This is a genomic window from Serratia sp. JUb9 (genome assembly GCF_014298095.1).
Lineage (GTDB): Bacteria > Pseudomonadota > Gammaproteobacteria > Enterobacterales > Enterobacteriaceae > Serratia_B > Serratia_B rhizosphaerae.
The window spans coordinates 400,547-420,953 of sequence record NZ_CP060416.1; the positions used below are offsets into that span (position 1 = coordinate 400,547).

Genomic DNA, 20,407 nt, shown 5'->3' on the forward strand with positions numbered 1-20,407 from the left:
CGCCGCTCCTCCCCGCGCTGCTTTCCTCATCCTCCCGTCTCCTCCCCCATGAAAAATCCGGCTGCGGATGATTACCCGCGGCGGCGATTCGCCCACCATCGGCCCATGACTTTGATTACCCGGGAGCATCCCGCAGAGCGCGGGGGGGACGGAGCGCGCTTCGTCCCTTTCACCCGGCACTGTAACTGCGAAAGCAGGGGAGTTACGCATGGCTAGCGTCACACTGCGCAGCGTTTATAAGGCCTTTGGCGAGGCCGTGATTTCCAGGGACGTCAACCTGACCATCGACGACGGCGAATTTGTGGTGTTTGTCGGGCCGTCGGGCTGCGGTAAATCGACGCTGCTGCGCATGATTGCCGGGCTGGAGGACATTACCTCCGGCGAGCTGCTGATCGGCGAGCGGCGGATGAACGAGGTGCCGCCGTCGGAGCGCGGCATCGGCATGGTGTTTCAGTCTTACGCGCTGTATCCCCACCTGTCGGTGGCCGACAACATGTCGTTCGGCCTGAAGCTGTCCGGCGCCAGCAAAGCGCAGATTGGCCAGCGGGTAAACCAGGTATCAGAAGTGCTGCAGCTGGCGCATCTGCTGGACCGGCGGCCGAAGGCGCTGTCCGGGGGGCAGCGTCAGCGGGTGGCGATTGGCCGCACGCTGGTGGCGGAGCCGGAGGTATTCCTGCTTGATGAGCCGCTGTCCAACCTCGACGCCGCGCTGCGGGTGCAGATGCGCATTGAGATCTCCCGTCTGCACAAGCGCCTGCGGCGCACCATGATTTACGTCACCCACGATCAGGTCGAGGCGATGACGCTGGCGGACAAAATCGTGGTGCTGGATGCCGGGCGCGTGGCGCAGGTCGGCAGGCCGCTGGAGCTATATCACTACCCGGCCAACCGCTTCGTCGCCGGTTTTATCGGTTCGCCGAAGATGAATTTTCTGCCGGTGAAGGTAACGGCGGTAGAGCCGCAGCAGGTGCAGGTTGAACTGCCCAACCGGCAGTGGGTCTGGCTGCCGGTGGACGGCGAGCGGGTGGAGGTCGGCGCCAATATGTCGCTCGGCATTCGCCCGGAACACCTGCTGCCGAGCGGCGAGAGCGATGTGCAGCTCAGCGGCGAGGTACAGGTGGTGGAGCAGCTTGGCCACGAAACGCAGATTCATATCCAAATCCCGGCAATTCGTCAGAACCTGGTTTACCGCCAGAACGACGTGGTGCTGGTAGAAGAAGGCGCCACATTCGCCATCGGCTTGCCGTTACAGCGCTGCCACCTGTTCCGTGAAGACGGAACCGCCTGCCAGCGCCGCTATCGCGAGCCGGGCGTTTAAAGCGCCACGCACCCCGGCCTGTTCCGCGCGTGGTCGCTGCGGGCGCGCCGTGGGGAACGGTCTGTATAACAGGAGAATAATGATGACTACTCTGCGCAAACTTCCTCTGGCGTTGGCAGTCGCCGCCGGCGTGCTGACCACGCAGGCGATGGCGGTCGATTTTAAAGGCTATGCCCGTTCCGGCATCGGCTGGAGCGGCAGCGGCGGGGAGCAGCAATGCTTCCAGGCCACCGGCGCCGGCAGTAAATACCGTCTCGGCAACGAGTGTGAAACCTACGCCGAGCTGAAGCTGGGCCAGGAAGTGTGGAAAGACGGTGATAAAAGCTTCTACTTCGACACCAATCTGGCCTACTCGGTATCGCAGCGCAGCGACTGGGAAGACACCACGCCGGGCTTTCGTGAAGTAAACGTGCAGGGTAAAAACCTGATCGAATGGCTGCCTGGCTCCACCCTGTGGGCCGGTAAGCGTTTCTATCAGCGTCACGATGTTCATATGATCGACTTCTACTACTGGGATATCTCCGGCCCGGGCGCCGGTCTGGAAAATGTCGATCTGGGCTTTGGCAAACTGTCGATGGCGGTGACCCGCAACGGCGAATCCGGCGGCTCTTACGGCTATCTGTACAACGAGTGGGACGAGCGTCCGACGGTCAACGATGTGTTTGACGTGCGGCTGGCCGGGCTGGAAACCAACCCCGGCGGTACGCTGGAGTTAGGGGTGGACTACGGCCGCGCCAACGTGCAGGACGGTTACCACCTGGCGGACGGCGCGTCGAAGGACGGCTGGATGTTTACCGCCGAGCATACCCAGAGCATCCTGAACGGCTACAACAAGTTCGTCATGCAGTACGCGTCGGACGCCATGAGCTCGCAGAACAACGGCCGCAACGAAGGCTCCTCGGTCAACAATAACGGCAATATGTTCCGCGTGCTGGATCACGGCGCCATCGACTTTAATGACAAGTGGGCGCTGATGTATGTGGCGATGTATCAGGATGTCGACCGCGATAATGACAACGGCAGCACCTGGTACACCGTGGGCGTACGCCCGATGTACAAATGGACGCCGATTATGAGCACCCTGCTGGAAGCGGGCTACGACAACGTGAAATCCCAGCGCACCGGTGACCGCAACAGCCAGTACAAAATCACCCTGGCGCAGCAGTGGCAGGCAGGCGACAGCATCTGGTCGCGTCCGGCGATCCGTCTGTTCGCCACCTACGCCAAGTGGGATGAAAAATGGGGCTACGCCACCGACGATTCCGGCTCGGCCTACGCTTCCGGCACCGCCTATCGCGACAGCAGCGCGCACACCTTCAGCCGTGGCGACGATGATGAAGTCACCTTCGGCGCGCAGATGGAAATCTGGTGGTAACGACCGCACGCAGGGAAGGGGCCGGTGCCTCTTTCCCTCTCTGATTACCGGCGGCGCGGCGCTTGCCTGCCGACCGCCGGAAGGTATGGGGATATAACAATGAACAAAACTCTGTTGTCGTTTTATCTGTCCGCTGCGCTGGCCGTCAGCCTGTCGCCGGCCACCAATGCCGCGACGCCAGCCGATGTCGCCGTTGCGCCGGCCATCAGCGCCGCCGCGCTGCAAAACCTGCCCTGGCAGCCGCTGGTGCCGCCGGTGAAACAGGACGTGACGCTGAACGACGCCAGCCCGCAGATTCGTCAGGGCGATATTCAGGGCGCGGTAGCGGCGTATACGCTGCCGGCCGACCGTGGCTCACTGGAGATCACCCTGAGCAGCATCGCCAGGGATAATGCGCTGTATGCGCCGAGCGTACTGGTGCTGGATGAGCAGCGGCGCCCGGCGGCCTACTATCCCAGCAGCTATTTTCCGTACCAGCCGCCGGGCGTGATGTCGGCAGACCGGCTGGAGGGCACCATGAAGCTGACGCCGGCGCTGGGGCAAAAGCAGATTTACCTGCTGGTGTACACCACGCGGCAGGATCTGGCTAACACCACACGGCTGACCAATCCGGCGAAAGCCTATGCGCGCGGCGTCGGCAACGCGGTGCCGGATATTCCCGATCCCATTGCCCGCCACGCCGGCGGCGGTCTGCTGAAGCTGAAGGTCAGCGCCGAGCAGGGCAGCGGCAATATCATGATCGGCATGCTGCCTGCGGCGTCGAGCACGCCGCCGGTCACGGTCGGTGCCACGGCGCAGCCGGCCAGGGCGACGGCGTCCGCACCGGCGGAACCGATGCTGAACGACACCGAAAGCTACTTCAATAACGGCATCAGACAGGCGGTGAAGGCGGGAGATATCGACAAAGCGCTGAAGCTGATGAATGAAGCGGAAAAATTGGGTTCCACCACTGCGCGTAACACCTTTATCAGCAGTGTGAAAGGCAAGGGGTAATCCCCACGCTGCCGATGCTGGCTCGATGATTGGTGCGCTATGGCGCACCTTTTTTCGTTTGGCGGCCGTGCTTTTCCTGCCGGCGGGATACCACGAATCATTCTGCCGCTTTTAATTTTCTGCGTTACAATGGCCGCCTGTTAACCGTTTGTAGTGTCGATGATGTACGTTGTTGACGTATGTTGCCGACCGTTGGAGTAGAACAATGCCAGGCAATAGCGAATCCATTTTGCCCCCGCTGGAATGGCTCACCGAGCAGCATTCTCCCGTGCCCGCCGCGATCAATGACTGGCTGATGGAGCTGGGATCGATGACGCAGCGCTTCGAGAAACACTGTCGCTGCGTGCGGGTTGAGCCGCAGCGAGAGGGCTTTGTCAGCCGCGAGGAGCTGGGAGAAGAGGCGGAACATCTGCCGGACAGCCCGCGTTACTGGCTGCGCGAAATCGTCCTGCTGGGTGACGACCGGCCCTGGCTGCTTGGCAGAACGGTGATCCCGCTGGAAACGCTGACCGGCCCCGATCAGGCGCTGGTTGATTTGGGCACCGTGCCGCTGGGGCGTTACCTGTTCAGCAGCGATGCGCTGACCCGCGACTATATTTTGGTCGGCAGGCAGGATCGGCTGTGGGCGCGGCGTTCCCGCCTGCGGCTGGCGGGCAAACCGCTGTTGCTGACCGAACTGTTTTTACCTGACGCACCGCTATATGAAGCGGACGGCAGCGAACCGGCCTAAGGGGGAACGAGATCTTGGAAGGAAGCATTAGCCAAAGTAAATGGCGGGCCTATTGCCACCTGATGCGCATTGATAAACCGATCGGCACGCTGCTGCTGCTGTGGCCGACGCTGTGGGCGCTGTGGCTGGCGGGCGAGGGCGTACCGTCGTTCCCCATTTTGCTGGTATTTGTACTGGGCGTATTTTTAATGCGCGCGGCGGGCTGCGTGGTGAATGATTTTGCCGATCGCGCCTTTGACGGACACGTGAAACGCACCGCCAACCGTCCGCTGCCCAGCGGCCGGGTTACGGAGAAAGAAGCGAAAATTTTGTTTGTGGTGCTGGTGCTGATCTCCTTCGCGCTGGTGCTGACGCTCAATACCATGACTATCGCCCTGTCGCTGGCCGGGTTGGCGCTGGCGTGGATCTATCCGTTTATGAAGCGGGTGACCAATCTGCCGCAGCTGGTGCTGGGTGCAGCCTTCGGCTGGGGCATCCCGATGGCCTATGCTGCGGTGAGCGAATCGCTGCCGCTGAGCTGCTGGCTGTTGCTGCTGGCGAATATCTGCTGGACGGTGGCTTACGATACGCTGTACGCGATGGTGGACCGCGACGACGATCTGAAGATCGGCGTGAAATCCACCGCGGTGCTGTTCGGCCGTTTCGACAAACTGATTGTCGGCCTGCTGCAGTTCGCCACGCTGCTGCTGCTGTTGTGGATTGGTTACCTGTCGCAGCTGGGCGGAGCGTTTTACTGGTCGCTGCTGCTGGCGGGCGCGCTGTTTATTCATCAGCAACAGCAGATCGCCGGCCGCGACCGTGACGCCTGTTTCCGCGCTTTCCTGCACAACAACTACGTCGGGCTGGTGGTGTTTATCGGCGTGGTGCTGAGCTTTATCTGACGATACTGACGCCATGCGCTGATAAAAAAAGGCACCCGATTGATGGGTGCCTTTTTCGTTATGGCCGCGTCGGTTTATTCGGCGCTTTTGGCGTCCGTTTCGGCCGGCAGCGCTTCAGGTTCCGGCGGCGTGCTGACGCTTTCAATCGTCAGTTTGATCTCCGGGGTGATCAGGTCGCTCAGCATGGTGTAAACCTCCATGGTGTGCTCACGGATCGCATCGCCGATATCGTTGATGTAGCCTTCTTCGCGCAGCGTCGCCACCAGGGTGGAGAACACCGCCTTATCGAAGAACTCCGGCGCGTTGATGCCGTGCAGCACCGACAGACGCTGAGCCATAATGCGGCTCTCTTTTTCCAGCGCGCCGCGGTTGATGCTCGGGTTAGCGCTGAGGATCGACATGGTGATGGCGTAGCGCTGCAGCGTTTCACGCACGCCGGCCGCCAGCAGCTGCAGTGGACGGATGCGCGCGGCGTTGAGCGACAGCTCGTCGCCGTTGACGCAAATCAGCGACTGACGCGCCATTTCGTCGGTCAGCGTTTGCAGCACTTCCGGCAGCTGTTCCTTATCGTAATGCAGGAACAGTTCGGCCTTCAGCATCGGATAAATCAGGCCGATCTGGCGCAGCAGTTCGGCGCGCGAGACGTGGCGGTGATGCATCACAATGCTGGCGATCAGCGACGGCAGCACCAGCAGGTGGTGAATATTATTACGGTAATAGGTCATCAACACCGCCTGCTCACGCGGCAGGATGATGATATCGCCGATATTGTCCTGCTCCACCTCGAACTTGTTCATGTTGAGCGCGTGGTCCAGCAGCTCGGCCGGCGAATGGTCCGGCACCGTCACGTCGTCGGCGTACGGCGCATTGCGCATCAGCTGCAGATAGCAGTCCAACTGCTCGATCAGCTGTTCACGGGTCAGTGAACGCTGGCGCGAGGCCAGCAGCGCGGTCGAACACAGGTTCATGGCGTTGGCGGCGGCGGCGTTGTTGATACGCACCATGATTTTCGCCGCCAGATCGTTCACCGTCGGCGTCAGCCAGCTCGGGCGCTGCGCTTCGATCGGGTCGATGGAGTCGCGCCACTGCGGCACGTTCTGGTTCAGGTAGGGGGTCAGCGGCAGCGGTTCGCCGAAGTTGACGTAGCCCTGGCCCAGATTGCGCAGCTTACGCAGGCCGCGCAGCATCTGCAGCAGGCTCTCTTTCTCTTTGGTTGCGCCGCGCAGCTCCTTGGCGTAGGTGCCCACTTCCATCACGTGCTCGTAGCCGATGTAGATCGGCACCAGGGTGATCGGCCGGGTGCCGCCGCGCAGCATCGCCTGAATGGTCATCGACAGGGTGCCGGTCTTCGGCTCCAGCAGACGGCCGGTGCGGGAACGGCCGCCTTCGACGAAGTATTCCACCGAGTAGCCGCGGGTAAACAGCTCGCCGAGGTATTCGCGGAACACCGTCGAATAGAGCTTGTTGCCTTTGAAGGTGCGGCGGATAAAGAACGCCCCCAGCCGGCGGAAAATCGGCCCGGCCGGCCAGAAGTTCAGGTTGATGCCGGCGGCGATATGCGGCGGCACCAGCCCCTGGTGATACAGCACGTAGGACAGCAGCAGATAGTCCATATGGCTGCGGTGGCAGGGCACGTAGACGATTTCGTGGCCGTCCTGCGCCAGCTGACGCACGCGCTCGGCGTTGGTGACGTTGATGCCCTGATACAGCCGGTTCCAGGTCCAGCTCAGCACGCGGTCCGACAGACGTACGGTTTCATAGGAGAAGTCGGCGGCGATCTCCTCCATCAGCGCGATGGCGTTTTGCTGTGCCTTCTCGTGGGAGATCTTTTTGCTGCGCGCTTCGTCTTCCACCGCTTTTTCAATCGCCTTGGAGGCCAGCAGCTTGTTGAACAGATCCTGCCGCGCCGGCAGGCTCGGCCCTACCGCCGCCAGACGCTGACGTGAGAAGTGCATACGCGCGACGCGCGCCAGCTTCTGCGCGATAATTTTATCGGTGCCGTGTTCGGTCGCCATCTTGCGCAGTGACACGGTATTGGAGAAGCGCACGAAGCTGTCGCGGCCCAGCCATAAAATGGCGAAGAATTTCTGCACGCCGTTCAGCAGGCGCAGATGCGGGGTGCCCTGGCCTTCGCGCCCCGGAGAGCGGCCGAACATCACCGATGCCGGCAGCATCTGAATATCCAGCCCCGGGTTGTTGCGGTGCAGGTCCAGATAGTCGTGGAACAGTTTTACCGACTCTTCCTTCGGCGTGTAGTAGCGGAAGACGCGCGGGCCGTCGTGGATAAACACGTAGCTGGGCAGCACCGCGCCGTCGATCTCCAGCGGTTCGAGCGGATCGGGCAGATCCTGCGCCAGGCACTGGGCGCGCAGCGTCAGCAGATCAGCCTTGGAGTGGTAAGGTAAAACGTACAGAATCGGTCGTGAGGGATCGAGCCCCAGCTCCGTGACCGGATCCGCAGGGATAACTTTGCTTCTTACCAGCAGTTTGAGTGGTAGATTCAATAATTTATAATAAATTTTACGCCAACCTGACATAACTATGTGAAGCCTCTTGTTAGCAATGCGCCGCAAGCATACCAGAAAGCGGGTAACAGATCTGTGGTGTTAAAGAACCCCGAACCGTTAAAATTATGACTGACCTCTTGTAAAAGGCACACAGCAAAATGGCAAATCAAACAACCGGCTTGACCCGTATCATTAAAGCAGCGGGTTACTCGTATCAAGGATTAACGGCGGCCTGGCGCAATGAGGCGGCGTTTCGCCAGGAGGCGGTGGCGGTGGTTATCGCCGTGATTGTGGCGCTGTGGCTGGATATCGACGCCGTGGCGCGTATTCTGCTGATCGGCTCGGTGCTGCTGGTGCTGATCGTAGAGGTGCTCAACAGCGCTATTGAGGCGATCGTCGACCGCGTCGGCACCGACTACCATGAGCTGTCCGGCCGCGCCAAGGATATGGGATCGGCGGCGGTGTCGCTGAGTATTATCCTGGCGCTGTTCGTCTGGGTAACGCTGCTGTGGCGGCATTTCGCCTGATTTGCGAAGCAGTGCGCTAATCCCTGATTTTTATTCATTCTCCGGTTCCCAATCCGCGTTCACCTGTATATACTCACAGCAAGACTGTATAAACAAACAGGGGGCGGAATGAAAGCACTAACTACCAGGCAGCAAGAGGTCTACGATCTGATTCGCGAGCATATCTCGCAAACCGGCATGCCGCCAACGCGTGCCGAGATCGCGCTGCGTCTGGGGTTCCGCTCGCCTAATGCCGCCGAAGAGCACCTGAAGGCGCTGGCCCGCAAGGGCGTGATCGAGATCGTTTCCGGCGCCTCGCGCGGCATCCGCCTGCTGATGGAAGATGAAGACGGCCTGCCGCTGATCGGCCGTGTCGCCGCCGGCGAACCGCTGCTGGCGCAACAGCATATCGAAGGGCACTACAAGGTGGATCCGTCGCTGTTCAAGCCGAACGCGGATTTCCTGCTGCGGGTTAACGGCATGTCGATGCGTGATATCGGCATTCTGGACGGCGACCTGCTGGCGGTGCATAAAACGCAGGACGTACGCAACGGCCAGGTGGTGGTGGCGCGCATCGAAGACGAAGTGACGGTGAAGCGCTTAAAACGCAGCGGCAATCTGGTCGAGCTGCTGCCGGAAAACAGCGAATTCACGCCGATCAAGGTTGACCTGCGCGAACAGAATTTCACCATCGAAGGTCTGGCCGTCGGCGTCATCCGCAACGGTGACTGGATCTAAAGCGCATCCCCCCGCGTTTAATCGCCCCGGCCACGTCCGGGGCGATGTTATTTCTTATCTGACCCATCCTTTCTGCTACGGGAACATGTGACTATGCGCCTGCTTGCCTCCTTGACCAGCGACACGGACAAAGCCCTGTGGCGTTTGGCGCTGCCGATGATCTTCTCCAACATTACCGTGCCGCTGCTGGGGCTGGTGGATACCGCGGTGATCGGCCACCTCGACAGCCCGGTCTATCTGGGCGGCGTGGCGGTGGGGGCGATGGTCACCAGCTTCCTGTTTATGCTGCTGCTGTTTTTGCGCATGAGTACCACTGGACTGACGGCGCAGGCGCTGGGGGCGCAAAACCCGCAGGCGCTGGCGCGCGCTTTTATGCAGCCGCTGCTGCTGGCGCTGCTGGCCGGGCTGGCGATTGTGCTGCTGCGCCACCCGCTGATCGATCTCGCACTGCAGATCGTCGGCGGTGACGGCGAGGTGCTGACGCAGGCGCGCGCGTTCCTGGAGATCCGCTGGCTCAGCGCGCCGGCGGCGCTGGCGAACATGGTGCTGCTGGGCTGGCTGCTGGGCGTCCAGTACGTGCGCGCGCCGGTGATCCTGCTGATTGTCGGCAACCTGCTGAATATCGTGCTGGACCTGTGGCTGGTGATGGGGCTGGGCTGGAATGTGCAGGGTGCGGCCACGGCCACCGCGGTATCTGAATACGCCACCCTGCTGCTCGGGCTGTGGCTCAGCTGGCGCGTGATGCGCATGCGCGGCATTTCGCCGTCGATGCTGCGGCACGCCTGGCGCGGCAACGTGCGCCGTTTGCTGGCGCTCAACCGCGATATCATGCTGCGTTCCCTGCTGCTGCAGCTGTGCTTCGCTTCGCTGACCATTTTCGCCGCCCGCCTGGGCAGCGAGGTGGTGGCGGTCAACGCGGTGCTGATGAACCTGCTGACCTTTACCGCCTACGCGTTGGACGGCTTCGCCTATGCGGTTGAGGCGCACTCCGGGCACGCCTACGGCGCGCGTGACGACAGCCAGCTGCGTCTGGTCTGGCGCGCCGCCTGTCGTCAGTCCTGCCTGGTGGCGCTGGGCTTTGCGCTGGTGTACGCCTGCGCGGGGCAGCATATCGTCAATATGCTGACGTCGCTGCCGGAGCTGCGCGCACTGGCGGCCCACTATCTGCCGTGGCAGATGGTGCTGCCGCTGATTGGGGTATGGTGTTATCTGTTGGACGGCATGTTTATCGGCGCGACGCGCGGCGCAGAGATGCGCAACAGCATGGCGGTGGCGGCGGCGGGCTATGGCCTGACGCTGCTGAGTTTGCCGCTGTTGGGCAACCACGGGCTGTGGCTGGCACTGTGCGTCTTTCTGGGGCTGCGCGGCGCGGCGCTCGGTTGGATTTGGCACCGGCACCGCGTCAACGGCACCTGGTTTGCGCAGGGGAAGGCGGCTTAGCGTTATGCGCAGTAAGCCGCTTGGCGGGTTACTTCTTCTTCACCACGATGCTGTGGTCGTGATCGCAGTCATGCTGGCTGTCGCAGGCTTCCACCTCAACGCAGCCGGCGCACAGGCCGTGAGCTTCCACCACGCTGTGACGCAGCACAAAGCCGGATTCCTGCGCCAGCTTTTGCAGCGTCTCTTCCACGCCCTCCGTCGGGCGCTCGGTGACCTGGCCGCAGCGGTCGCAGATAAACAGCGCCGAGGTATGCATCGGTTCTTCGAAGTGGTGGCACAGCACGTAGCTGTTGGCCGACTCGACGCGGTGGATAAATCCCTGTTCCAGCAGAAAATCCAGCGCGCGGTATACCGTCGGCGGCTTGGCCTGCGGTTCCACGACGCGCAGCAGGTCGAGCAGATCGTAGGCGCTGATCGCACCGGGCTGCTGCGCCATCAGGCGTAACACTTCCAGCCGTTGTGGCGTCAGGCGCACATTGCGTTGCTGGCAGAGTCGTTCTGCCTGCGCGAGCAGCTTTTCCTGGTTGGTTGGGGTCATGGCGAATATCCCGGTACGTTAAAAATGTGATTTTACCATGCCTGCGGCAAATCACCGATAGCCGGTGGTTTTTCTTGTCGCTTCGACCACAAAAATAACCAATTTTCAGCAGGATAATGCCGCGCGCCGCGCCGGTTTCGCCTCAGCGGTGGTTTACGTTATAATCAGCGATTACTTTTTTGTCCGCCTGATGCTGAATAGATACCGTAATGACCGATTCGTTAACACCAGAACACTCTCCGCTTGCCGACTCAAACGGCACTGAACGGCCGTTTAGCGCGAGCCGCTTTTCCATCGCGCCTATGCTCGATTGGACCGACCGTCATTGCCGTTATTTCCACCGCCTGCTGAGCAAAGAGACGCTGCTGTATACCGAAATGGTGACCACCGGCGCGATCATTCACGGCAAAGGGGATTATCTGGCGTACAGCGACGAGGAACACCCGCTGGCGCTGCAATTGGGCGGCAGCGATCCGGCGGCGCTGGCGCACTGCGCCAGACTGGCGGAACAGCGCGGCTATGATGAGATCAACCTGAACGTCGGCTGCCCGTCCGACCGGGTGCAGAACGGTATGTTCGGCGCCTGCCTGATGGGGCAGGCCGCGCTGGTGGCGGACTGCGTTAAAGCGATGCGCGACGTGGTGTCGATTCCGGTAACGGTGAAAACCCGTATCGGCATTGACGATCAGGATAGCTACGCCTTCCTGTGCGATTTTATCGACACCGTCTCCGGCCGCGGCGAGTGCGAGACGTTTATCATCCATGCGCGTAAAGCCTGGTTGTCGGGCCTGAGCCCGAAAGAGAACCGCGAAGTGCCGCCGCTGGACTATCCGCGCGTTTATCAGCTCAAGCGCGACTTCCCGGCGCTGACCATCGCCATTAACGGCGGCGTCAAGTCGCTGGCCGAGGCGCAGCAGCACCTGCAGCACGTCGATGGCGTGATGATGGGGCGCGAAGCCTACCAGAACCCGGGCATTCTGGCGCAGGTGGATCGCGAACTGTTTGGCTCGCAGGCGGCGGTGCGCGACAGCGTAGAGGTGGTGGAGGCGCTGTATCCGTACATCGAGCACGAACTAGCGAACGGCACCTATCTGGGCCATATCACCCGCCATATTCTGGGTCTGTTCCAGGGGATCCCGGGGGCGCGCCAGTGGCGGCGCCACCTGAGTGAGAATGCCCATAAGGCGGGGGCCGACGTGCGCGTGGTGGAGCAGGCGCTCAGTCTGGTGCGTCAGCCGCGCAGTGAGGTGGCGTAATTCGCCGCTTATTACGCTAACTGTTGGTTATTTTCACCAGCTGCGTCGCGTCCTGCGGCGCAGCTTTCATTGCATTTCAACGGGTTGTCGATAGCATCAGGGTTGGCACGCTTCTTGTAATAACGTTGGCAGATGCCAGTTTTGCCAAGGAGCTTCCTTATCATGCTAGAAATTTTCTTTTTTATCGGCTTCGTGCTGATGCTGCTGGTCACCGGCGTTTCGCTGCTGGGTGTGTTGGCCGCGCTGCTGGTGGCCTCGGCCTTTATGCTGTTGGGCGGCCTGTTTGCGATGGTGGTTAAGCTGTTGCCGTGGCTGATTCTGGCGGTGGTTGGCGTGTGGATTTATCGCTCGTTGCAAAAGCCGCAAATACGGCGCTATTGATTTTTGCTGATTTATCAGTCAGTCATGATGAAAACAACGTAATAAGTCAGAGAGGGAATGCGGCAGAGATCACACCTTAAGGGATAAAACGCCGTTGTGATGCGTTTAACGTTCTTTTTGCGTTTAGCGGCTGTTAGGATGTGCGCCATAGCAGTGAAGTGATGCTGACAATTTCATCACCGTGCGAGGCAGCCCTAATAATAATCGTGTTGCAACAGCAACCTCTGTCTCATGCGGACTCTGCTCTACCCTACAAAACGCAGTATCAGAAAGGGCTCCTGAGGGAGCCCTTTTCTGTTATCAGCCTGGAATCAGCAGGCTGGAGCCGCTGGTCTGACGGCTTTCCAACAGCTGGTGCGCGCGCTGCGCGTCGCCCAATGCGAATTTTTGCTCGTCGTTCACTTCAACCTTGATGGCGCCGCTGCCAATCAGCGCAAACAGCTCATTGCTGGCATATTCCAGTTCCGCACGGTTGGTGATGTAACCGTTAAGGGAAGGACGGGTGACGTACAGTGAGCCTTTCTGATTCAGCAGCGCCAGATCGACGCCGGTTACCGGCCCGGAGGCGTTGCCGAAGCTGACCATCAGGCCACGGCGCTTCAGGCTGTTGAGCGAAGCCTGCCAGGTGCTTTTGCCGACCGAATCATACACTACGCCGACTTTTTCTCCGTTGGTCAGCGCCGCCACGCGTTCGGCAATATCTTCCTGCTGATAGTTGATGGTAGCCCAGGCGCCGGCCTGCTGCGCCAGCGCCGCTTTTTCCGCCGAACCGACGCTGCCGATCAGCCTGGCACCCAGCGCCTTCGCCCACTGACAGGCGATCAGCCCGACGCCGCCGGCGGCCGCGTGGAACAGGAAAGTTTCCCCCGGTTGCAGGTTATAGGTCTGCCGCAGCAGATAGTGCACGGTCAGGCCCTTGAGGAAGGAGGCCGCCCCCTGTGCAAAACTGATGTTGTCGGGCAGCAGCGCCACTTTTTCTTCCGGCACGTTGTGCACGTCGCTGTAGGCGCCCAGCGCCGCCTGCGCATACACCACACGGTCACCCGGCTTCAGCGCGCTGACGCCGGCGCCCACTTTGGTCACCACGCCGGCCGCTTCGGTGCCCAGACCGCTCGGCAGCGATGGCGGCGCGTATAAACCGCTGCGCACATAGGTATCGATGTAGTTGATACCTATGGCCCGGTTTTCAATCTGTACCTCGCCGGTGGCCGGATCGAGCGGTGTAAAATCAACGTATTGCAAGACTTCCGGTCCGCCGGTGGCGGAAAACTGAATGCGCTTGGCCATGGCTCCTCCTCAGTGTGCGCTGTCGCCGTTAGATCCTAATGTTAGGACATAGCGATGGGTCATTAATGTATACCCGTCATACTGCAAGTTACAGCGGTGTCGGCTGCGCTCAGTCCCCGAATCACCGATCTGAGTCAGCGCATCGGGATTGCTTCCCTTGCCGCTTGCCTGTAACTGGAATTATTTAGGGTATATACTGCCGCGTTGTCACTTCATAACAGGTAATGCGTCCCCACTATGGCAGGAAAGAAACCCACCAACAAATCTAACGAGGCTCAGGCACCGCGCGATCGCCAAATGGAAGGGCTGAAGATGCCGCCGCATTCGCTGGAGGCGGAACAGTCCGTGTTGGGCGGTTTAATGCTGGATAACGAACGCTGGGACAACGTGGCGGAACGCGTGGTCGCCAACGACTTCTTCAGCCGTCCGCACCGCCTGATCTTTACCGAGATGCAGCGCCTGCTTGAAATGAGCAAGCCGATTGACCTTATCACCCTGTCCGAATCGCTGGAACAGCGGGGCGATCTGGATTCCGTCGGCGGCTTCGCCTATCTGGCCGAGCTGGCGAAAAACACCCCGAGCGCCGCCAACATCGGCGCCTATGCCGATATCGTGCGCGAGCGCGCGGTGGTGCGCGAGATGATCGCGGTGGCCAATGAGATCGCCGACGCCGGCTACGATCCGCAGGGGCGCACCAGCGAAGATCTACTCGATCTGGCTGAATCGCGGGTATTCCAGATTGCGGAAAACCGCGCCAGTAAGGACGAAGGGCCGAAAAGCGTCGATCAGATCCTGGAAGCCACCGTTTCCCGTATCGAATCGCTGTACCAGACGCCGCATGACGGCGTCACCGGGGTGGATACCGGCTATCAGGATCTGAATAAGAAAACCGCCGGCCTGCAGCGTTCGGATCTGATCATCGTGGCGGCGCGTCCGTCGATGGGTAAAACCACCTTTGCGATGAACCTGTGCGAAAACGCCGCAATGCTGCAGGACAAGCCGGTGCTGATCTTCAGCCTGGAGATGCCCGGCGAGCAGATCATGATGCGTATGCTGGCCTCGCTGTCGCGCGTCGATCAGACCCGTATCCGTACCGGCCAGTTGGACGATGAGGACTGGGCGCGCATTTCCAGCACCATGGGCATCCTGCTGGAGAAGCGCAATATGTATATCGACGACTCCTCCGGCCTGACGCCGACCGAGGTGCGCTCGCGCGCCCGCCGTATTTTCCGTGAAAACGACGGCCTGAGCCTGATCATGATCGACTACCTGCAGCTGATGCGCGTACCGTCGCTGTCGGACAACCGAACGCTGGAAATCGCCGAAATCTCGCGCTCGCTGAAGGCGCTGGCGAAGGAGCTGCAGGTGCCGGTGGTGGCGCTGTCGCAGCTGAACCGCTCCCTGGAGCAGCGCGCCGACAAACGCCCGGTCAACTCCGACCTGCGTGAATCCGGCTCCATCGAGCAGGATGCCGACCTTATCATGTTCATCTACCGTGATGAGGTGTATCACGAGAACAGCGATCTGAAAGGGATCGCCGAAATCATTATTGGTAAGCAGCGTAACGGCCCGATTGGCACCGTACGTCTGACCTTTAACGGCCAGTGGTCGCGCTTTGACAACTATGCCGGCCCGCAATATGACGATGAATAATTAATCCTCAGCTAAGGAACGGAAATGAAAGCGGCAACCGCTGTAATCGACCGCCGCGCTCTGCGACACAACCTGCAACAGGTACGCCGTCAGGCGCCGAACAGCCGCCTGATCGCGGTTGTGAAAGCAAACGCTTATGGACATGGCCTGCTGGAAACGGCCCACACCCTGCAAGACGCTGACAGCTACGGCGTCGCGCGCATCGGCGAAGCGCTGATGCTGCGCTCCGGCGGTATCGTCAAACCGATCCTGCTGCTGGAAGGCTTCTTCTGCGCGGACGATTTGCCCGTTCTGGCGGCAAATCATATCGAAACCGCGGTACACAGCATCGAACAGCTTGAGGCGCTGGAGCAGGCAACCCTGCCGCACCCGGTGACGGTATGGATGAAGCTGGATACCGGCATGCACCGGCTGGGCGTGCGCCCGGAGCAGGCGGAAGCGTTTTATCAGCGCCTGTGCGCCTGCCGTAACGTGGCGCAGCCGGTGAATATCATGAGCCATTTCAGCCGGGCGGATGAGCCGGAATCTGACGCGACGCTGCGGCAAATCGCCTGTTTTGAACAGTTTGCCCGCGGCAAGCCGGGGCAGCGCTCCATCGCCGCCTCCGGCGGCACGCTGCTGTGGCCGGATGCACATAACGAATGGGTGCGGCCGGGAATTATTTTGTACGGCGTCTCGCCGCTGGAAAGCGGCGACGGCAGCGCCTTCGACCTGCAGCCGGCAATGACGCTGAAATCCAGCCTGATCGCAGTGCGCGAGCATCGGGCCGGCGAGCCGGTCGGCTACGGCGGCAGTTGGGTCAGCGAGCGCGATACCCGCCTGGGCGTGGTGGCGATAGGGTACGGCGACGGCTACCCGCGCAGCGCGCCGAGCGGCACGCCGATCTGGCTGAACGGCCGCGAAGTGCCGATCGTCGGCCGGGTGTCGATGGATATGATCTCCGTCGATCTGGGGCCTAACGCCGGGGATAAAGTAGGTGATGAGGCGATACTGTGGGGCGCCGCACTGCCGGTGGAGCGCGTCGCCGCCGCGACCGGCATCAGCGCCTATGAGCTGATCACTAAACTGACCCAGCGCGTGGCGATGGAGTATATCGGCGACTGAGCCTGCCTATGCCGTCCCGCTCAGGGGAACTGAGCGGGATGGGGTCATACCATCAGCTCCACCGGGATCTCTGTCAGCGACGTGCCGCTGATGCCGCTTTCCACCTGACGGAACACTTCCGTCATCATCGCGCCGACGTCCTGTTTCACCATCATGATATCGTCCCCCAGCATGGCGACGAACGGATCCCAGTCAAAACAGCCCATTGCCCGCCGCGGCTCGCCGCGCAGCATGCCCTGGCCGCTGAGAAAGCGAACCACGCCTTCCAGCGAAATGGTGGAGTTAACGAAAAACCCGCTCTGGGCGTCGCGGTGGCCGTGAAAATAGTTCTCCAGCGCCGCTTCCGCTTTTTCCGCCCGATAGCCGCACAGCAAAATATGCGTCTCGGGCACCGTCAGGCCGGCTTCCTGATGCGCGGCCAGAAAGCCTCGCAGGCGTTCCCGGGTATTGTGATCGCCGCCACGGCCGCCGATAAACAGCAGCGGGGCATTTGCCGGACTGTGTTGCAGCAGCCGGCGGGTCAGCGCGCGGGCACCGTCGAAGTTGGCGGAAATCACCGACGGCGCGCGGCTGCCGGGCAGATCCAGATTCAGCGTGGGCACGCCGGCATTGGCGCAGATCTCGGCGATTCTGTCCGGATCGGTGGCGCCGGTGACGATCATGCAGTCAACCTGCCAGGAGAGCATGGTTTTGGCGGCTTCCGCCTCCAGCACCGGATCGCGCCGGGTGCAGGTAATCACCGGGAACAGGCCGCGTTCGCGCGCCATCTCCTCGAATTTCTCGACAATCGAGCCGAAATAGCGGTTATCGTACTTCGGTACGATCATGCCGATGGTTTTGGAACGCGCGCTGCGCAGCAGGCTGGCCTGTCGGTTGACCGCATAGCCTTGCTCCTCGGCAATCCGCGTCACCTTTTCCGCCAGGCTGGCGCTGATACGGCGTTTTTTCCAGCTGCCGTTCAGGATCGCGCTGACCGCGCTGGCGGATACGCCGCTGAGCGCAGCCAGATCGTAGATGGTGGTTTTCTTGTTTTTGCCGATCTCGCTCACAGATCCCAATCCTCTAATCACATTTCTTTTGCTGATTGCCGCCGATGATGATAATTAAGCTTCATCGATTGAGCAATGTGTTGCGCATCGTGCGCCAGATAGTCCGCCACGGTGGTATTGCGGCGGCACATCAGGGTAAATCGTTACCGGCTCAACAGTAAACATCAATATTTTCACTGTGTTAAATACGTCCTGCGCGCAGATGTCGCGCGCTCTGCGACCTGACAACGGTATAAGGATTATAAGATGAACGCTTCTGTCTTCTCTATGAATACTTCCCTGGCGGGCAAAGTCGCCGCCGTCACAGGCGCTGCGTCCGGTATCGGGCTGGAGTGCGCCAAAATCATGCTGCAGGCCGGCGCCAAAGTGGTGCTGATCGATCGCGATGCGGACAAACTGCACGAGGTGGTCGGCGAGCTGGGCGAGCAGGCGCTGCCGCTGCAGGTTGACCTGATGGACGGAGCCCAGGTGGACGGCATTCTGGCGCAGATCCTCAAACTGGCCGGCCGGCTGGACATTTTCCACGCCAACGCCGGCGCCTATATCGGCGGCGCGGTGGAAGAAGGCGACCCGGACGTGTGGGAGCGGGTGCTGAAGCTCAACACCAGCGCGGCGTTTCGCAGCGTGCGAGCCGTGCTGCCGCACCTGATCGCGCAGAAGTCCGGCGACATTATTTTTACCAGTTCCATCGCCGGCGTGGTGCCGGTGGTGTGGGAACCCATCTATACTGCTTCTAAATTCGCCGTGCAGGCGTTCGTCCACTCGACCCGCCGGCAGGTGGCGCAGCACGGCGTGCGCGTCGGCGCGGTGCTGCCCGGCCCGGTGGTGACCTCGCTGCTGGATGACTGGCCCAAAGAGAAAATGGAAGAAGCGCTGGCGAACGGCAGCCTGATGCAGCCGATTGAGGTCGCCGAGTCGGTGCTGTTTATGGTGACGCGCTCGCCGAACGTGACGGTGCGCGACCTGGTCATTCTGCCGAACAGCGTCGATCTCTGAGCCACTATTTAGCGAAAGGTAACCAGATATGAGCAGTAAAGCCAGATACCTGATTGGCGTTGACGTCGGTTCCGCCAGCGCGCGGGCGGGAGTGTTTGATGCAGACGGTAATCTGCTCGCCTCCGCCAAAAAGAACATTGCCACCTTTCACGCCAGCGGCCACCGGGTTGAACAGTCCGGCAATGATATCTGGCGCGCGGTGTGCCACTGTGTCAGGCGCGCGGTGACGCAGTCCGGCATTGAGCCGGCCGCGGTGGCGGGCATCGGCTTTGACGCCACCTGTTCGCTGGTGGTGGTCGGTGAGGAGGGCGCGCCGCTGGCGGTCAGCCCGGGCGGTGAGGCGGAGCGCAATATCATCGTCTGGATGGATCACCGCGCCGCACAACAGGCGGACGCCATCAACGCTACGGCGCATCCGGTGCTGAAATACGTCGGCGGGCGCATCTCGCCGGAAATGGAAATACCCAAGCTGCTGTGGCTGAAGCAGCATCACCCGGAAACCTTCACGCAGGCCTGGCAGTTCTTCGATCTGACGGACTATCTGACCTGGCGCTCTACCGGCGATCTGGCGCGTTCGCAGTGTACGGTCACCTGCAAGTGGAACTATCTGGCTCATGAAAACCGCTGGGATGCCGACTATTTCCATACCGTCGGCCTGCCCGAACTGGCGGAGGCGTCGTTCGGCCGCATCGGCCAGCTCATCGTGGAGCCGGGAACGCCGTGCGGGCAGGGGCTGTCGGCCCAGGCGGCCGAGGATATGGGGCTGCCGCAACATACGCCGGTGGCGGCCGGTATGATCGACGCGCACGCCGGCGGCATCGGCACGCTGGGGGTGGACGGCTCGCCGGAAGAGAAGCTGGCCTATGTGTTCGGCACCTCCTCCTGCACCATGACCTCCACCCGCACGCCGGCCTTCGTGCCGGGCGTCTGGGGGCCGTATTATGCGGCGATGGTGCCGGGCTTCTGGCTGAGCGAGGGCGGGCAGAGCGCGGCGGGCGCGGCGATTGATCGCCTGCTGGAGCTGCATCCGGCGTCGGCGCAGGTGAAGGCGCAGGCCGAGGCGGAAGGGCTGCCGCTGCCGGTTTATCTGGCGGATCTGGCGATGAACAGGTTCGATGCGCTGTCCGACGCGGTGCAGTGCGCCCGTGAGATGCACGTGGTGCCGGAGTTTGCCGGCAACCGGGCGCCGCTGGCGGATCCTTATGCTCGCGCGCTGATCTACGGCCTGGATATGGATCGCGATCTGGACAGTTTGATTGCGCTGTATATCGCCGGCGTGTGCAGCCTGGGCTACGGGCTGCGGCAGATCATCGATGCACAGCGTGAGAACGGCATTGCAACGCGTGATATCGTTATCAGCGGCGGCGCCGGCCAGCATCCGCTGGTGCGTCAGCTGATTGCCGACGCCTGCGGCTGCTCGGTGCTGGCGACCAAATCGGAGGAGCCGGTGCTGCTGGGCTCCGCCATTCTGGCCGCGGTTGCCGGCGGGCTGCGTGCCTCGGTGAGCGACGCCATGCAGGCGATGACCGCCCGCGAGTGCGAATATTCACCCAACGCGGCGTATGCGGCGCTGCATCGCCGCCGCTATCAGGCGTTCCAGCTGCTGCAGCAGACGGCGAAAAATATCCGCGAAGATCGCTACTAATACGCCGTCT

General features: G+C 61.4%; 18 protein-coding genes. 14 read left to right on the forward strand and 4 right to left on the reverse strand.

The window, feature by feature from the left end:
- Positions 1-208 precede the first annotated feature (208 nt).
- The 5 genes from malK (at position 209) to ubiA (ending at position 5,297) form a co-directional block, all read left to right on the forward strand.
- Positions 209-1,318: a maltose/maltodextrin ABC transporter ATP-binding protein MalK gene (malK, locus tag HF675_RS01905; RefSeq protein WP_187043960.1), complete on the forward strand. Its 1,110-nt coding sequence runs from the start codon at positions 209-211 to the stop codon at positions 1,316-1,318.
- A gap of 82 nt (positions 1,319-1,400) precedes the next feature.
- A complete protein-coding gene (locus HF675_RS01910; RefSeq protein ID WP_105232842.1) occupies positions 1,401-2,693 on the forward strand; it encodes a maltoporin in 1,293 nt (430 codons plus the stop codon).
- A 99-nt stretch (positions 2,694-2,792) separates the two neighbouring features.
- Positions 2,793-3,686, forward strand: coding sequence for a maltose operon protein MalM (gene malM, locus HF675_RS01915; protein ID WP_187043961.1), 894 nt, complete (start codon positions 2,793-2,795; stop codon positions 3,684-3,686).
- Between the two features lie 205 nt (positions 3,687-3,891).
- Positions 3,892-4,416 carry a chorismate lyase gene (ubiC, locus tag HF675_RS01920; RefSeq protein WP_111736267.1) on the forward strand — a complete coding sequence of 175 codons (525 nt, stop codon included), beginning with the start codon at positions 3,892-3,894 and terminating at the stop codon, positions 4,414-4,416.
- A 14-nt stretch (positions 4,417-4,430) separates the two neighbouring features.
- Positions 4,431-5,297, forward strand: a complete 867-nt coding sequence (gene ubiA, locus HF675_RS01925) for a 4-hydroxybenzoate octaprenyltransferase (protein ID WP_105232839.1) — start codon at positions 4,431-4,433, stop codon at positions 5,295-5,297.
- A 74-nt stretch (positions 5,298-5,371) separates the two neighbouring features.
- On the opposite strand, the gene plsB is transcribed toward ubiA, so the two are convergent.
- Positions 5,372-7,834: a glycerol-3-phosphate 1-O-acyltransferase PlsB gene (plsB, locus tag HF675_RS01930; RefSeq protein ID WP_187043962.1), complete on the reverse strand. Its 2,463-nt coding sequence runs from the start codon at positions 7,832-7,834 to the stop codon at positions 5,372-5,374.
- A 128-nt stretch (positions 7,835-7,962) separates the two neighbouring features.
- Between plsB and HF675_RS01935 the strand changes: the two genes are divergently transcribed.
- The 3 genes from HF675_RS01935 to dinF all read left to right on the forward strand — a co-directional run bounded on the left by HF675_RS01935 (position 7,963) and on the right by dinF (position 10,488).
- Positions 7,963-8,331 carry a diacylglycerol kinase gene (locus tag HF675_RS01935; RefSeq protein WP_105232837.1) on the forward strand — a complete coding sequence of 123 codons (369 nt, stop codon included), beginning with the start codon at positions 7,963-7,965 and terminating at the stop codon, positions 8,329-8,331.
- Between the two features lie 108 nt (positions 8,332-8,439).
- A complete protein-coding gene (gene lexA, locus HF675_RS01940) occupies positions 8,440-9,048 on the forward strand; it encodes a transcriptional repressor LexA (protein ID WP_105232836.1) in 609 nt (202 codons plus the stop codon).
- 93 nt (positions 9,049-9,141) lie between these two features.
- Positions 9,142-10,488 (forward strand): MATE family efflux transporter DinF, encoded by a 1,347-nt coding sequence (gene dinF, locus HF675_RS01945; RefSeq protein ID WP_187043963.1) that lies wholly within the window; start codon positions 9,142-9,144, stop codon positions 10,486-10,488.
- Between the two features lie 28 nt (positions 10,489-10,516).
- Here dinF and zur read toward each other — a convergent pair whose 3' ends face one another.
- Complete coding sequence (gene zur / locus HF675_RS01950; protein WP_105232834.1) at positions 10,517-11,026, reverse strand: zinc uptake transcriptional repressor Zur; 510 nt, start codon at positions 11,024-11,026, stop codon at positions 10,517-10,519.
- A gap of 209 nt (positions 11,027-11,235) precedes the next feature.
- Here zur and dusA point away from each other — a divergent pair, with 209 nt between their 5' ends.
- On the forward strand, positions 11,236-12,282 hold the full coding sequence (dusA, locus tag HF675_RS01955; RefSeq protein ID WP_187043964.1) for a tRNA dihydrouridine(20/20a) synthase DusA: 1,047 nt from the start codon (positions 11,236-11,238) through the stop codon (positions 12,280-12,282).
- 162 nt (positions 12,283-12,444) lie between these two features.
- Positions 12,445-12,663: an envelope stress response protein PspG gene (gene pspG / locus HF675_RS01960; protein ID WP_111736270.1), complete on the forward strand. Its 219-nt coding sequence runs from the start codon at positions 12,445-12,447 to the stop codon at positions 12,661-12,663.
- A gap of 300 nt (positions 12,664-12,963) precedes the next feature.
- On the opposite strand, the gene HF675_RS01965 is transcribed toward pspG, so the two are convergent.
- The gene (locus HF675_RS01965; protein ID WP_187043965.1) at positions 12,964-13,950 is read right to left on the reverse strand and encodes a quinone oxidoreductase; all 987 of its coding nucleotides are present in this window, start codon (positions 13,948-13,950) and stop codon (positions 12,964-12,966) included.
- Positions 13,951-14,187: 237 nt separating this feature from the next.
- On the opposite strand from HF675_RS01965, the gene dnaB reads away from it, so the two are divergent.
- Positions 14,188-15,603, forward strand: coding sequence for a replicative DNA helicase (gene dnaB, locus HF675_RS01970; protein ID WP_105232830.1), 1,416 nt, complete (start codon positions 14,188-14,190; stop codon positions 15,601-15,603).
- A gap of 24 nt (positions 15,604-15,627) precedes the next feature.
- On the forward strand, positions 15,628-16,707 hold the full coding sequence (alr, locus tag HF675_RS01975) for an alanine racemase (RefSeq protein WP_105232829.1): 1,080 nt from the start codon (positions 15,628-15,630) through the stop codon (positions 16,705-16,707).
- Positions 16,708-16,751: 44 nt separating this feature from the next.
- Here alr and HF675_RS01980 read toward each other — a convergent pair whose 3' ends face one another.
- Positions 16,752-17,756: a substrate-binding domain-containing protein gene (locus HF675_RS01980; protein WP_187043966.1), complete on the reverse strand. Its 1,005-nt coding sequence runs from the start codon at positions 17,754-17,756 to the stop codon at positions 16,752-16,754.
- A gap of 246 nt (positions 17,757-18,002) precedes the next feature.
- On the opposite strand from HF675_RS01980, the gene HF675_RS01985 reads away from it, so the two are divergent.
- Positions 18,003-18,752, forward strand: coding sequence for an SDR family oxidoreductase (locus tag HF675_RS01985; RefSeq protein WP_172606245.1), 750 nt, complete (start codon positions 18,003-18,005; stop codon positions 18,750-18,752).
- Positions 18,753-18,780: 28 nt separating this feature from the next.
- Positions 18,781-20,397 (forward strand): FGGY-family carbohydrate kinase, encoded by a 1,617-nt coding sequence (locus tag HF675_RS01990; protein WP_187043967.1) that lies wholly within the window; start codon positions 18,781-18,783, stop codon positions 20,395-20,397.
- The last annotated feature ends 10 nt before the right edge of the window (positions 20,398-20,407 follow it).